This window comes from Methylococcus sp. ANG (assembly GCF_040730495.1).
Classification (GTDB): Bacteria; Pseudomonadota; Gammaproteobacteria; order Methylococcales; family Methylococcaceae; genus Methylococcus.
Window position 1 is genome coordinate 19,462 of the sequence record NZ_CP160399.1, and the last position, 14,288, is coordinate 33,749.

A 14,288-nucleotide genomic window follows, 5' to 3' on the forward strand; every position below is an offset into this window, starting at 1 on the left:
CAATGCCATCGTCCGCGTCGATTTGCATTGGGGTAATGAGGGGCAGGTACGACAACGAGGCCGGATGCCCGGTTTTTTGCTTACTTTTCCCCCAGCCGCGGTATCAGTTCGGCAAGGTTGCAGGGGCGGGTGCGGAAGTCGAGCTGCTGACGGATGAGGTTGTCCCAGGCGGTGCGGCAGGCGCCGGAGGAACCGGGGAGGGCGAAGACGTAGGTGCCGTTGGCGACGCCGGCGATGGCGCGCGACTGGATGGTGGAGGTGCCGATTTCCTGGTAGGAGACGGCGCGGAACACTTCGCCGAAGCCGTCCAGGGTCTTGTCGAACAGCACCGATACGGCCTCGGGGGTGCCGTCGCGGCCGGTAATGCCGGTGCCGCCGGTGCTGATGACGACCTGGATACCGGGATCGGCGATCCAGCGGGAGACCACCGCCCGGATGCGGTAGACGTCGTCCGGCACGATGCATTTCTCGGCCAGGCGGTGGCCGGCCTCGGTGAGGCGTTCGACCAGTAGCCTCCCGGAGCTGTCGTTGTCTTCGGTGCGGGTGTCGGAAACCGTGAGTACGGCGATGTCGAGCGGAAGGAATTCGCGGTCGGCGGTCATTTGGTAGGTGTAACAAAATAAATCTTGCGATTTGCGACGTCATGCCGGCATGGATTCGCTACGCGCTCTGGCGAGTGCCGGCATCCAGGTTATATGGATGTATAGGTCTAGCCATCCCTGGCTTGTCGGGTTCCGGCACTCCCTGCCGGAAAGACGAGCCGTATCGGGTTAATTTTGCGGAACTTATTTCATAGCGACGCCTTAGTTCTTCAGCCGGACGATGCCCAGGGCCTTGAGGCCTAAGCGTTCGTAGATGGGCTCGCTGATGCCCTTTCTCACCTTGCGGATGAAGTACTTCTCGAAGGCGATCTTGGCCAGATGCACCCAACGCCCTTTCTTGGCCCAGGTGACGTTGCGCGGCGGGATCTGCGGCTGGGCGATGAAGGCGGCGCCGGTGTCGCCCATGTCGGCCAGGCACAGCGCGGCCCAGGTGCCCTTGAAGCTGGGTTCCTTGCCGTCGAGCTCGGCGCGGATGTTGTGGGCGGTGGCGGTGACCATGGACTCGATCATGTAGCCGGTCTTGGGCACGCCGGTGGGCACCGGGGTCTGCTCCAGCGGCGGAATCGCAATGCAGACGCCGACCGAATAGACGTTCTTGAAGGTGGGATTGCGCTGATGTTCGTCGACGATGACGAAGCCGCGCGGGTTGACCAGCCCCTCGATGCCGCGCACCGCGTCGACGCCGGTGAAGGCCGGGATCATCATGCTGTGCTTGAACGGCAGTTCGTGCTTTTTCTTTTCCTTGCCGTCGTCGTCGACTTCGGTGACGAACATCTTGCCGTCCTCGATCTTGTCGACCTTGGCGTTGGTGATCCATTTGATGTGGCGGTCGCGCATCTCACTTTCCAGGAGGCCTTTGGAGTCGCCCACCCCGCCCAGGCCGAGATGGCCGATGTAGGGTTCGGAGGTGACGAAGGTCATGGGCACCTTGTCGCGGATCTTGCGGCGGCGCAGGTCGGTGTCGGCGATGAAGGCGTATTCGTAGGCGGGGCCGAAACAGGAGGCGCCCTGCACCGAGCCGACCACGATCGGGCCGGGGTCCTTGACGAAGCCGTCCCAGAATTCCATGGCCTCGGCGGCGTGGTCGACATGGCAGACCGACTGGGTGTGGCCATGCGGGCCGAAGCCGGGCACTTCGTCGAATGCGAGGCGGGGGCCGGTCGCGATGACCAGGAAATCGTAGCTCACCGAACTGCCGTCCGCGAGCTCGATGCGGTTGTTGGCCGGATCGACCTTGGCCGCTTTCTGCTGGATGAACTCGATCTTGCGCTTCTTCAGCATGGGGGCGAGTTCGACCTTGATGTCCTCCGGTTTGCGCCAGCCGACCGCGACCCAAGGGTTGGAGGGGACGAAGTGAAAAGTGGGGCTGTCGGAGATGAGCACGACCTCGTCCTGTTTCTTCCGGGCGAGGTGCTTCATTTCCAGGGCCATGGGGATGCCGCCGATGCCGGCGCCGAGTATGACGATTCGAGCCATTGCGTTTTTCCTCCCGCGCAGTCCGTCTGCGTGTTTGATGGTGTTGTTGGGCAACGCTGTTGACGATCGGATTGGGAATTCTGCTCGTGTACCGATCGCTTGTCGAGAATATTAGCAAATGCTAAAATTCATCACAAGCCCGAGTTATGTTACGGGGTTCGGTGGTTCCACGCGGTGGAACTGGCTATCATTCGAAAGGAGTTTCCCGCAGGGAACCGTCGACATCGACACGCAGCGTCGCGCCCATGAATTCGATAGAAATCAGGTCTGCCCGTTTCCGGATGCGGTTCTCTCCGGTCCTATTGGCACTGGCACTCGGGAGTCCGCCGGCTTTTCCCGCCGCAGCCGGCGGGGCTCGGCTGACCTTGCAGCAGGCCATCGAACTGGCCTGGGAAAGGAATCCCGACATCCATGCCGCCGAGGCCCGGCTGGGCCAGGCCCAGGCCAGCGTCGAAGAGGCCGCCGCGGCGTTCTATCCCCGCCTCACCGCCCGCGTCGGCTACGACTATTCGGACAACCCGGCCCTGGCGTTCTCCTATGTGGTAGCCCAGCGCCGCTTCAATTTCGGCATGAACATCAACCATCCGGGCTACGTCGAGAACTTCCGCCCGGAGGTGTTCACGACCTGGTCGATCTTCCGCGGCGGCCAGGACTATTACCGCAAGAAGGCGGCCGAACTGGGGGTGGAAGTCGCGGAGCTGGAGCATTCCGTCCTGCGCAATCAACTGGCGGCGGCGGTGACCGCGGCCTATTACGCGCTGCTCGAAGCGCCGCGCCAGGTCGAGGTCTCGAAGAAATCGGTGGAAGCGGTCACCAGCGAACTCGAACACACGCGCCACCGGCATCAGGCCGGTTCCAGCCTCAAATCCGACGTGCTCTCGCTGGAAGTCCGGCTGGCGCAGTCCCGCGAAAACGAAACCCACGCGCTGAACTCAGTCGAACTCGCCCGTGCCGCCATCAAAACCCTGCTCGGCGGCGAATCGGCGGCCAACCTGGAGGCGGTGGAGCCGGCTGCCCCGGGCGCCGCAAGCCGGGACGGCATGGAAAAAGCGCTGGCCCAGGCCCTGTCCCAGCGGCCGGAAATGCAGGCGGCCACCAGCCAGGTCGCCATGCGCCAGCATGAGCTCGACATGGAGCAGGGCGCGCGGCTGCCCCGCGTCAACGCCTTCGCGGCCTATGGCCAGAACAGCCGGACGCCGGGCTTTTCCACCGAGCAGGGCAACGTCACCCTGGGTGTCAACGCCGAACTCGACCTGTACGCAGGCGGCGCGGTCACGGCGCGGATTTCCGCCGCCGAGAAGCGCCTGACCGAAGCCCAGGCGCTGGAAACGCGCACCCGGCTGGAAATCGAGGAGGAAGTGCGCAGGGCCTATCTGCAGCTCAATGAAGCCCTGTCGCGCAAGGACGCGGCGGAAGCCGGCGCCAGGTCGGCGGAGGAAGCGCTGCGGCTGGTGCACGAACAATACCGGGAAGGCGCGGCGACGGTGACGCGCTATCTCGAAGCCGAGGCCGACCGCGCCCAGGCCCAGACCCGCGCCATCGCCGCCCGCTATGCCGTGGAAGTGGCGACGGCAAATCTAAAAAAGGCATCCGGTTTCTGGCGCTAGACAAGATATAAGGAACAAAGCAATGCACGCTCAAGCGCACGGTTCGAATTCCCGCAGGACGCTGCTGTACGGCGCCGCCGCCGTATCGGCCCTGGTTCTGATGCTGGTCTGGATGGAAGGCGGCTTCGTCGGGAAAGCGGCGCCGGGGCTACGGGCCGAGGATCAGAAGAGTCAGGCGATCGGAGAAACTGTGACGCTGGTGCCGCAGACCATCGCAGACACGACTGTCTGGCCGGCCACCGTGTCTGCCCGGGTCGTCGCCCGCATCTCGCCCAAGGTCGCGGGGCGCATCGTCGAGATCACCCGCAAGGTCGGCGATCCCGTGCGGCGGGGGGAGGTGGTGGCGCGGCTGGAAGCGAAGGAGTTGGGCGCCAGGCTCGGCCAGGCCAGGGCGCAACTGGCCTCGGCCGAAGCCGAGGCGGTGCGGGCCCGCGCGGAGCTGATCCGCAGCGAAAGCCTCTATGCCAAGGAGGCGGCCACCCAACAGACTCTTGAAACCGCCCAGGCCGCCGCCCGTGCCGCGAACGCCCAGGTGAAGGCGGCGCAGAACGCGATCGCCGAGGCCGGTTCGGTGTTCGGGGAGACCGAACTGAAGTCTCCGGTCGACGGCACGGTGGTGTCGCGCGAGCTTGACCGCGGCGACACCGCCATGCCCGGCATGTCGGTGCTGACGGTGCAGGAAAGCGGCCGGCTGCGGATCGAAGGGGCGGTCGCCGAGCGCTGCGCCGGCGCCTTGCGGGCCGGAACGCCTCTGATGGCAAGAGGCGGCGCGCCGGACCAGGCCTACCCGGTCGAGGTGGATGAAGTCGCCCCCGCCGCCGATCCGGCCACGCGCACGGTCTGGTTCAAGGCCCGCCTCCCGGATACCGCGGCCTGGCAGCCGGGCGCCTACGCCAGCGTGGAGCTGCCTTGCGGTCAGCGCGAGGTGCTGCTGATTCCCGCGGCCGCCGTGACGCGCATTGGCCAGATCGAAAGCGTGCGCGTCGTCGAACAGGGCCGTTCCGTGCTGCGCCACATCCGCACCGGCAGGCCCCTCGACGGCCAGCTCGAAGTCCTGTCCGGGCTGGAGCCGGGCGAGACCATCCAGATTCCGAGCCGCTGACCGTCCCGGAGAACCGCATGGCCAAACCAAACGACGAGCGGGGCCTGACGGCGGCGATCGTCCGCGTCTTCATTACCTCCAAGCTGTCCCTGGTCTTCCTCATCGCCTCCTTCCTGCTCGGCGCGGCGGCCTTGCTGCTGACGCCGCGGGAAGAGGAGCCGCAGATCGTGGTGCCGGTGGCGGACGTGTTCGTCAGCGCGCCGGGCGCCTCGGCCGAGGAGGTCGAGAAACTGGTGGCGACGCCGCTGGAGAGCCGGCTGCGGGAGATCGACGGCGTGGAGTACGTCTATTCCGCCTCCCGCGCCGGCGAAGCCATGGTGACGGTGCGCTTCTACGTCGGCGAAGACCGCGAGGACAGCCTGCTCAAGGTGTGGAGCAAGCTGATGTCGAACAAGGACACGATCCCGTCCATCGTCGAGTCCTGGCTGGTCAAGCCGGTCGAGATCGACGACGTCCCCATACTCACTTTCACCCTGTCTTCGCCCAATCCCTTGTACGACGCGGCGACGCTGCGGCGCCTGGCCGACGAGATGAAGGACAAGCTGTCTTCCCGGGAGGACACCGGCCGCATCTACGTGGTCGGCGGCCAGCGGCGGACGGTACGGATCCATCCGGACCCCGCGCGGCTGGCGGCGCACGGGCTGGACATCGGCGGCCTGATGCAGGCCTTGCGGGGTGCCAACGTCAAGCTGGAAGCCGGGAGCTTCGATCGCGCCAATCACAGCGTCGACCTGGAAGCCGGCCCGCATTACGCCTCCGCCGCCGAAGTCGCCGACACCGCCGTCGGTCGCCGCGACGGTCGGGTGGTGCGTCTGAGCGAGGTGGCCGAGGTGATCGACGGGCCGGCCGAGGTCGAAAGCTACACCCGCATCGGCTTCGGCGCGGCGGCGGCGGAAAGCAGGTCGGTCGGCCAGACCGCGGCTGGTTCGGCGCCGCTCACCACCAGCGCCAGGCCCGGCGAGGAGCGCCAGGCGGTGACCCTCGCGGTCGCCAAGCGCCGCGGCGCGAACGCGGTGAGCGTGAGCGAGCGGGTCATCGAGGAAGTCGAAGGACTTTACGGCACGCTCATCCCGGAAGACGTTACCGTGACGATCTCGCGCGATTACGGCGAGACCGCAAACCACAAGGTCAACGAGCTGGTGAAGCATCTCTTCATCGCCATCGTCACCATCATCGTGCTGCTGGCCTTCGCCCTGGGGCCTAAGGAGGCCTTCATCGTGGCGCTGGCGGTGCCGATGACGCTGGGCATCACCCTGCTGTTCGACCTCATCTTCGGCTACACCATCAACCGCGTCACGCTGTTCGCGCTGATCCTCTCGCTGGGTCTTCTGGTGGACGATCCGATCGTCGACGTCGAGAACATCTACCGCCACTTCAAGCTGCGGCGCGAACCGCCCCTCGAGGCCGCGATCACCGCCGTCGACGAAGTCCGGCCGCCGACCGTCTTCGCGACCTTCACCGTCATCGTCTCGTTCCTGCCGATGTTCTTCATCACCGGCATGATGGGGCCATATATGGGGCCGATGGCGTTCAACGTGCCGATCGCCATGCTGATGTCGCTGCTGGTCGCCTTCACCGTCACCCCCTGGGCCAGCTATTACCTGCTGAAGAGCGAATACGGCACGGGCGAGGCCGCGTATTCCCTGCAGGACAGGCCGATCTACAAGTTCTACCGCCGCACCTTGGGTGCGCTGGTATTGCAGCCCGGACGCGCCAAGCTGTTCATCTGGCTGATGGTCGGCGCCTTGGTGGCGTCGAGCCTGCTCGCCGTGACCCGGGTGGTGCCGCTGAAGCTCCTACCGTTCGACAACAAGAACGAATTGCAGTTGGTGATCGACATGCCTCGCGATGCCAGCCTCGAACGTACCGACGCCGTGGCGCGGGCGTTGGGCGATTATCTGGCGCGGGTCAACGAAGTCACCGATTTCGAAACTTATGTGGGGCTGGCCTCGCCCATGGATTTCAACGGCATGGTGCGGCATTACTACCTGCGCCGCGGCGGCTACGTGGGCGAAATCCGCATCAGCCTGCTGCCGAAGGAGCGGCGCGAGCAGCAGTCGCACGAGATCGCGCTGCGGATACGCCCGGACGTCGAGCGCATCGCCGCGCGTTTCGGGGCCAAGGCCAAGATCGTGGAAACCCCGCCCGGACCGCCGGTGCTCTCCACCTTCGTCGCCGAAGTCTACGGTCCGCTGGATGCCGAACCCGCCGAGCTGGACCGGGTGACCGAACGGGTCCGGGACGACATCGCCGGCATCGCCGGCATGGTCGACGTCGACGATCTGGTGGACGAGCCCAAGACCCTGATCCGCTACCGGGTGGACCGCGACAAGGCGGCGCTCAACGGACTCAGCGTGGCGGCGCTGGCCGATGCCTTGCAGGCCGCGACGGCCGGGCGACCCATCGGCAGCGTTCACGTGCGGGGAGAGCGGGAGCCGCTCGAAATCGTGCTCCGCCTGCCGCGCGCCGAGCGCTCGTCCATGGCCGAACTCATGACGCTCAAGGTGAGGGGGGCGGACGGTCAGCTCGTGCCGCTCGGCGAAGTGGGCACCCTGGTTGAGGACCAGGCCGACCGCACCATCTACCACAAGAATCTGCTCCGGCTCAATTACGTCACCGCCGAAATGGCCGGCCGCACCCCGGTCGAAGCGGTGCTGGACTGGGGCGACATCGAAAAGGCCAGGCCGCTGCCCGCGGGCTACAAGGTCGACCTGGCCGGGGAAGGGGAATGGAAGATCACCGTCGACGTGTTTCGGGATTTAGGGCTGGCGTTCGGCGCCGCGCTGGTGATGATCTACGTGCTGCTGGTGGCCCAGACCGGTTCGCTCGGCATACCCTTGGTCATCATGGTGGCCATTCCGCTGACCATCATCGGCATCATGCCCGGATTCTGGCTGCTGAACCTGCTGTTCACCTCGCCGGTGGCCGGCTACGACAACCCCATCCTGTTCACCGCCACCGGCATGATCGGCATGATCGCCCTGGCCGGTATCGTCGTGCGCAATTCCATCATCCTCATCGACTTCATCGAGCGCTTGAGGGAACAGGGCAGGCCGCTGTTCGACGCGCTCGTGGAAGCCGGCGCCACTCGCCTGCGGCCCATCTTCCTCACCGCCGGCGCCGCCATGTTCGGCTCCTTCGTCATCACCCTGGACCCGATCTTCTCCGGCCTGGCCTGGAGCTTCATCTTCGGCATCTTCGCCTCCACCCTGTTCACCCTGTGGGTCGTACCCGTCGTCTACTGGATGATCAACCGGGAGCCCGTCCGCTGATTTTTCCCGTTCCCGACCGATTAGAATAAACGTCCGGCCTGCGGGGAGGGCCGGACAACGAAAACAATCGGGCAGGGTGCGCACATGGGAAAGCTATCGCCATTCCAGGTCGGTGAACTGGTGGTCTGGCAGGACGAGAAGGGTTTCGGGTTCATCCGCCCGTTCGCGGGTGACCATGACCTCTTCATCCACATCAGCGCTTTCAAGAAGGGCATGAGCCGGCGGCCTCAGATCGGCGATATCGTGCACTACCGCATCGAGACCGAAGCCGACGGCCGGGAGCGGCTGCGGCATGCGGCGATCGAGGGGATCAAGTACGCCGCGCCGCGGTTCGGGCCCACCCAGGTCAAGCCCCTGGAGCGCTCGCCCTACGTCAACGGCGTCATCGGCCTGCCTTTCCTGCTGTCGACCTGGCTGCTGTGGAGCGTCGGCAACCCCATTCCTCTCCTGATGTACGTGTTCATCAGCGCCATCACGCTTTTCCTCTATGGCCTGGACAAACGCTCCTCGATCACCGGGCACTGGCGCATTCCGGAAACCTACCTGCATCTCTTCGCCCTCTTCGGCGGCTGGCCGGGCGCCCTGATCGCCCAGCGCGAATACCGGCACAAGCTCAGGAAATCGAAATTCCAGACCATTTTCAGGGCAATCATTGCCTTGCATGCTCTGATTTGGATCATAGTGATAGGTTTCGACTTTTCCACGCCCCGGGCCATGGAAATGATCTTGATGTAAATGAGCATGAGGCAAGGCTCGTCATGAACCGAGTTCTCCGCGGTCATGCGGTTAGCCGCATGACCGGCGGCAGGCGCCGCAGAGGCAGAATGGTCACCCCATGATCAGTACGGTACGTCATTATGACGGTACCGGCAGTTGCGTCGGCTTGCAGCTCAATGGAGTGGCGGCGGGCGTGTCGGACTGTCTGTCGCTGCTGGTATCCGCCCGAGGCCGGCTGACATTCTCGACCGGGTTCAACACCAATCTGCCGGTCATCCTGGGGGGTAAGACAGTGGTCCCGGTTTCAGACAAGCCTTCAGGGCCCGTTATCTTTCTGATATACAGCAGGCTGGCAGGCAAACTGAAAAGAATGCCGGGAGGCGTTGTGATCAGGGAACCGAGTCCCAGCGGGACGAACTGCCCCGCTGGCGTCAATTTGGGGGCAGCCCGTGGGTGCGGTCCCCTTTACAGCCATGGGAATTCTCCCGGCACGGCACGACATACTGTGGATACATCATCCCGGAGCGGCAGCTGATGGCGGACTTCGGGGAGAAGGCGCCGTCCGCAAGGCGCTTTGAAGCAATCCGCTACGGGTTTGGGCGGAGCCGGCCCGGCTGGCGGCGTGCCGCTGTGGCCTTCTCGAGATGCCTGCTGCTCGCGGCCGTCGTTTGCGCCGCTCAGGCTTCCGGCGGACCCGGTCATGCCGCCATCGCCAGTGCCCATCCCCTGGCCACGCAGGCCGGGTTCGAAATCCTGGATCAGGGCGGCAATGCGTTCGACGCGGCGGTCGCGATTTCCGCGGCCCTGGCGGTGGTGGAGCCGCAAAGCTCGGGGATAGGCGGGGGCGGATTCTGGCTGCTGCGCCGCGCGGCCGACGGCAAGACTGTCATGCTGGACGGACGGGAAACCGCGCCGGGCGCGGCCCGGCCCGACATGTACCTCGATGCCCGCGGCGAACCCCGCCCACGCGCCTCGCTGGACGGCGCGCTGTCAGCCGGGATTCCGGGGCTGCCAGCGGCGCTGGTGCGGCTGTCCAAGGACTACGGGCGCCTGCCTCTGGCCAAATCCCTCGCGCCCGCCATCCGCCATGCCGAAAACGGCTTCGCCGTGGGCCAGCGGTACGCGAAGGCGGCGAAGGACCGCGAGTCCGCCTTGCGGCAATCGCCCGCCGCGAGCGCGATTTTCCTCGATCGTGGCACCACGCCCCAGGCCGGCTTCCGGCTGGTGCAAAAGGATCTGGCCGAAACCCTGCGGCGCATCGCGAAACAGGACCATGCCGGATTCTACGGCGGAACGACGGCGCGGCTCCTGGTGCAAGGGGTGAAGGACGGCGGCGGCATCTGGCAGGCCGGCGACCTGGCGGGCTATCGCGTGGTGGAGAGGGCGCCGGTGCGGGGGAGTTATCGCGGCATCCGGATCACCAGCGCGGCCCCGCCGTCCAGCGGCGGCACGGTCCTGCTGGAAGCCTTGAACATATTGTCCGCCTACGATCTCGACAGCACGGATGCGTTGACGCGCAAGCACCTGGTGATCGAAGCGGAACGCCGCGCTTACCGCGACCGCGACCTTTACCTGGGCGATCCGGCTTTCGTGAGGATGCCGCTGGCCCGATTGCTGAGCCCGGACTATGCGGCGGGGCTGCGCGCCGCCATCCGGCCCGACCGAGCCTTGCCCAGCGCGGCCTTGGGTACGGTGCCGGAGCCGTCCCGACAGGGCGACAACACCAGCCATTTCTCCGTCATCGATCGGCACGGCAATCTGGTCGCCGCCACTTTGAGCATCAACAACAGCTTCGGTTCCGGCTTCGTCCCGCCGGGCACGGGCGTCCTCCTCAACGATGAAATGGACGACTTCGCGACGGCGCCCGGCAGGCCCAACGCCTACGGGCTGGTCGGCGGCGGCGCGAACGCGATCGCGCCGGGCAAGCGCATGCTGTCGAGCATGTCGCCCACTTTCCTGGAGACGAAGGACCGCACCGCCGTGCTGGGGACGCCCGGCGGCAGCCGGATCATCTCCATGGTGCTGTTGGCCGTGCTGGACTTCGCCCAGGGGCGGGGGCCGGAATCCTGGGTTTCGGTCGGGCGTTTCCATCATCAATACCTGCCCGACGTCGTGGAGTACGAGCCCGGCGGGCTGTCGGACGAGGACATCCGGGGGCTGGAGAGTCGGGGACACACCCTGAAACCGACCGGCTACCGCTACGGCGACATGCACGCGGCGCAATGGGACCGGGTGCGGAACAGGCTGAGTGCCGCCAGCGATCCGCGCGGAGAGGGCGCGGCGGAGGTCAAGTGACGGCAGCCTCGGGCGGTGCGACGTTCCCTCTCGCCTCTGAGACAGGGTGAGGGTATCGAAAAGATTTCTTCTTCCACCGTGCCGGAAAATCAATTTTCCGCCTGGAGATAAACTTCCTCCTTGTATCCCCGGCTGTAGGCGAAAAAGCCCAGCGCCGTGGCCAGCATGAGCACGGTAAAGAACCAGAAATAGCCGGCGCCATCCAGCCACGGTGCCTGCGAGCGCTCGATCCAGAAATTCACCAGGGCGGTGAACAGGTTCCCCAGCGCGACGGCGCCGAGGTACAGCGACATCGCGAAGGACTTCATGGTCAGCGGCGCCTGGGTGTAGGCGAACTCCAGCGAGGTGATGGAAACCATCACCTCCGCCGAGGTCAGCAGCAGATAGGCCAGCAGTTGCCAGCCGATGGAGGGCTTCAATCCCGCGTCGATTTTCATCTGTATCCAGGCGGCGAGGGCGAAGGCCACCACAGTGAACATCAGCCCCAGCGCGATCTTGTTCAGCGCCGTCATGGGTACGAAGCGCGCCAGTGCCGGGTACAGCAGGCGGTAGAACAGGGGGGTGAGCAGCACGATCAGCAAGGGATTGGCCGCCTGGATCTGCGAGGGCAGGATTTCGTGGCCGAACAGCACGCGGTCCATGCGCTGCGATTGCAGCACCCAGGACGAGCCGGTCTGGTCGAACAGCGCCCAGAACATGGTGATGAAGAGAAACACGCCGGCCAGCCGGCCCAGTCCGCGCAAGCCATCGCCGCTCAACGCCTCTCTGACGAAGCGCATGCCCCCTGGCGGAATGTGCACGAAGCGGTGGCGCCCCGACCAGAAAACGATCGTCGCCGTCAGCATCAGGAGTCCGGGTACGGCGAAGGCGACGGCGGCGCCGTGTTGTTCCAACAGCCAGGGAATCAACAGCATGGATACGAACGCGCCCAGGTTGATGGAAAGGTAGAACCAGCCGTAGACCTTGTTCAGCAGATGCCGGTTGGATTGCCCGAACTGATCGCCGACGTGGGCGGAAACGCAGGGCTTGATGCCGCCGGCCCCGAGGGCGATCAGCGACTGACCCAGCAGGAGGCCCATCCGGGTGTCGTCCAGGGCCAGGGCGAAGTGTCCGAGGCAATAGACCAGCGAGAGGGCGATGATGGTGCGGTACTTGCCCAGCACGCCGTTGGCCAGCAGGGCGCCGAGGAACGGCGTGAAATAGGTGAGCGACACGAACAGATGGAAATAGCCCTTGGCCTCGCTTTCCGGCATGGGCGCCGGATTGCCCGCCGCGTCCACCAGATAGCGGGTCATGAACACCACCAGGATCGCCCGCATCCCGTAGTAGCTGAAGCGCTCCGCCAGCTCGTTGCCCACGATGAAGGGAATGCCGGGAGGGAGCTCGGTGGAGGCAAGCGGCGCGGTGCGATAACGGCTCATCGGGAGGTTGGGGTGGGCGGTAGGAAGGGACGGCGCATGGTAAACGGAATATGTGGGCCGAATCTAATGCGAAGCGGGGGAGCCTGCAAAAAAGTCCAAAGGGTCGCCAAAGCGCTCCGCATCGCCAAGGTCCGCCTGTAAAATCCGTCGCCAATGCTGATCGACCGAAGTGGCGGACTCATGTGGATTCGAGAGCGAGAGAAGAGGGGCGGATTGGCCTCCGTACTGCAAGGGGAGCTCATGGGTTCGCTGCTCCTGACCGGCGCCTCTCTAAGCGTGGCCGCGGACTGGCCCAGGAACCTGTCCAACCCCGTGCCGGAGAAAGGCGACGTGATTTTTCCCATGCCTTGCGGCGGCGCCATGGCCTTCCGCAAGGTGCCGATCCCGAACCAGGGGCCGCTCAACGATTACGGCATCGTCGTGGGCGGGGACGATCCGGACTACGCCTATGCCGAGCACCCGCGGCCGGCTCAGATCGCCGGAAGCTTCGACCAGGACGCCAAGACCCGCTACTACCTCATCGGCAAATACGAGGTGAACCGCGCCCAGTACGCCGCTCTGGGATCGCAATGCCAGCCGACGGCGGAAGACCAGCGGCTGCCGCAGAACGACGTCACTTGGCTGGAAGCCATGGCGTTCGCCGACCGCTACACCCAATGGCTGCTGAAGAACGCCGCCGACAAGCTGCCGAAGGACGGCCAGCAGCCCGGATTCCTGCGCCTGCCGACCGAAGTGGAATGGGAGTTCGCCGCCCGCGGCGGTCTCGCCGTGCCGGTCGCGCAGTTTCGGGAGCGGGTGTATCCGATGGATGACGAAATGGTGCGCTACGTCTGGTTCGAAGGCACCGAATCGGCCAACGGCAAACCCCAGCCCATCGGCATGCTCAAGCCGAATCCGCTGGGTCTACATGACGTCCTCGGCAACGTGGACGAAATGGTCTTCGACCCCTACCGTCTGAACCGGCTCGACCGGCTCCACGGCCAAGCCGGCGGCTTCGTGGTGCGCGGCGGCAACTACTTCACTCCGCAGGCCGAGGTCCGTACCGCCCAGCGCATCGAGGTGCCGTTCTACGTCAAAGGCGAGCCGCGGCGGGCCGAGACCACGGGATTCCGGCTGGTCATGACGGTGCCGGTGGAATCCTCCCGTGAAAAGCTCAAGTCGCTGCGGGAGAGCTGGAACAAACTGGGCTCGGCGGCGGTCGCGCCGGAAGCCTCGCCCGCCCAGCCCAAGTCCATCGACGCCGAGGGGCTGGACGACCCGGTCGCAGAGCTGGCTGTGATCTCCGACGCGGCGCAGGATGCCAACATGAAGAACCGGCTCAGGAACGTCCAGAACCGGCTCAAAGTAACCATCCAGGAACGCGACGACCAGCGCAAGCTGGCGGCCAAGGCGGCATTGCGTCTGGGGGCTTTCCTGTGCCAGAAGATGGGGGCGGACGGGAAATGGGTCGACGCCGCGGAAACCCTGCTCAAGCAGCGGGAGGCGGTGTTCGGTGCGGACGACCCGGGCGTCAAATCCCGCCGCGACCAGTTGAGGGCCGACCGTGCTGCCCTGACGGAGAATCTCTTGTACTATTCGGAAACGATCCTGGGCTCGGCGGCGATCTACGACGGACCGGTACTGGGCGAACAGTTCGAGGTCCTGAAAACCGAGCTGGAATTGAAGAACTACCAGGCCTTGCTCGAGTATGCCGATACCTATTACAGGCAACTGGCGGCGTATCGCGGGAAGCCGGTGGTCAGGCAGCGTGCCTGGCTCGACGAATGCAAGGCGCTGAACAAGAAATGAACGGGTGT

Annotated in this window: 9 protein-coding genes; 6 read left to right on the top strand and 3 right to left on the bottom strand. The window is 65.4% G+C overall.

Annotated elements, in window-relative coordinates; translation table 11 throughout:
• Positions 1–80: 80 nt before the first annotated feature.
• Entirely contained in the window at positions 81–602 is a 522-nt protein-coding gene (gene moaB, locus ABZN20_RS00100; RefSeq protein ID WP_367026391.1) for a molybdenum cofactor biosynthesis protein B, read from the bottom strand.
• Between the two features lie 201 nt (positions 603–803).
• On the bottom strand, positions 804–2,078 hold the full coding sequence (locus tag ABZN20_RS00105; protein WP_218806135.1) for an NAD(P)/FAD-dependent oxidoreductase: 1,275 nt from the start codon (positions 2,076–2,078) through the stop codon (positions 804–806).
• 245 nt (positions 2,079–2,323) lie between these two features.
• Between ABZN20_RS00105 and ABZN20_RS00110 the strand changes: the two genes are divergently transcribed.
• The 5 genes from ABZN20_RS00110 to ggt all read left to right on the top strand — a co-directional run bounded on the left by ABZN20_RS00110 (position 2,324) and on the right by ggt (position 11,071).
• Positions 2,324–3,685 (top strand): TolC family protein, encoded by a 1,362-nt coding sequence (locus ABZN20_RS00110; RefSeq protein ID WP_367026392.1) that lies wholly within the window; start codon positions 2,324–2,326, stop codon positions 3,683–3,685.
• Positions 3,686–3,707: 22 nt separating this feature from the next.
• Positions 3,708–4,787 (top strand): efflux RND transporter periplasmic adaptor subunit, encoded by a 1,080-nt coding sequence (locus ABZN20_RS00115; RefSeq protein ID WP_367026393.1) that lies wholly within the window; start codon positions 3,708–3,710, stop codon positions 4,785–4,787.
• Between the two features lie 17 nt (positions 4,788–4,804).
• A complete protein-coding gene (locus ABZN20_RS00120) occupies positions 4,805–8,059 on the top strand; it encodes an efflux RND transporter permease subunit (RefSeq protein ID WP_218806138.1) in 3,255 nt (1,084 codons plus the stop codon).
• 84 nt (positions 8,060–8,143) lie between these two features.
• A complete protein-coding gene (locus tag ABZN20_RS00125; protein ID WP_367026394.1) occupies positions 8,144–8,794 on the top strand; it encodes a cold shock and DUF1294 domain-containing protein in 651 nt (216 codons plus the stop codon).
• A 612-nt stretch (positions 8,795–9,406) separates the two neighbouring features.
• On the top strand, positions 9,407–11,071 hold the full coding sequence (gene ggt, locus ABZN20_RS00130) for a gamma-glutamyltransferase (protein WP_367026395.1): 1,665 nt from the start codon (positions 9,407–9,409) through the stop codon (positions 11,069–11,071).
• Positions 11,072–11,160: 89 nt separating this feature from the next.
• Here ggt and ABZN20_RS00135 read toward each other — a convergent pair whose 3' ends face one another.
• Entirely contained in the window at positions 11,161–12,492 is a 1,332-nt protein-coding gene (locus ABZN20_RS00135) for a POT family MFS transporter (RefSeq protein WP_367026396.1), read from the bottom strand.
• Positions 12,493–12,732: 240 nt separating this feature from the next.
• Between ABZN20_RS00135 and ABZN20_RS00140 the strand changes: the two genes are divergently transcribed.
• Complete coding sequence (locus tag ABZN20_RS00140; RefSeq protein ID WP_367026397.1) at positions 12,733–14,280, top strand: formylglycine-generating enzyme family protein; 1,548 nt, start codon at positions 12,733–12,735, stop codon at positions 14,278–14,280.
• Positions 14,281–14,288: the final 8 nt, after the last annotated feature.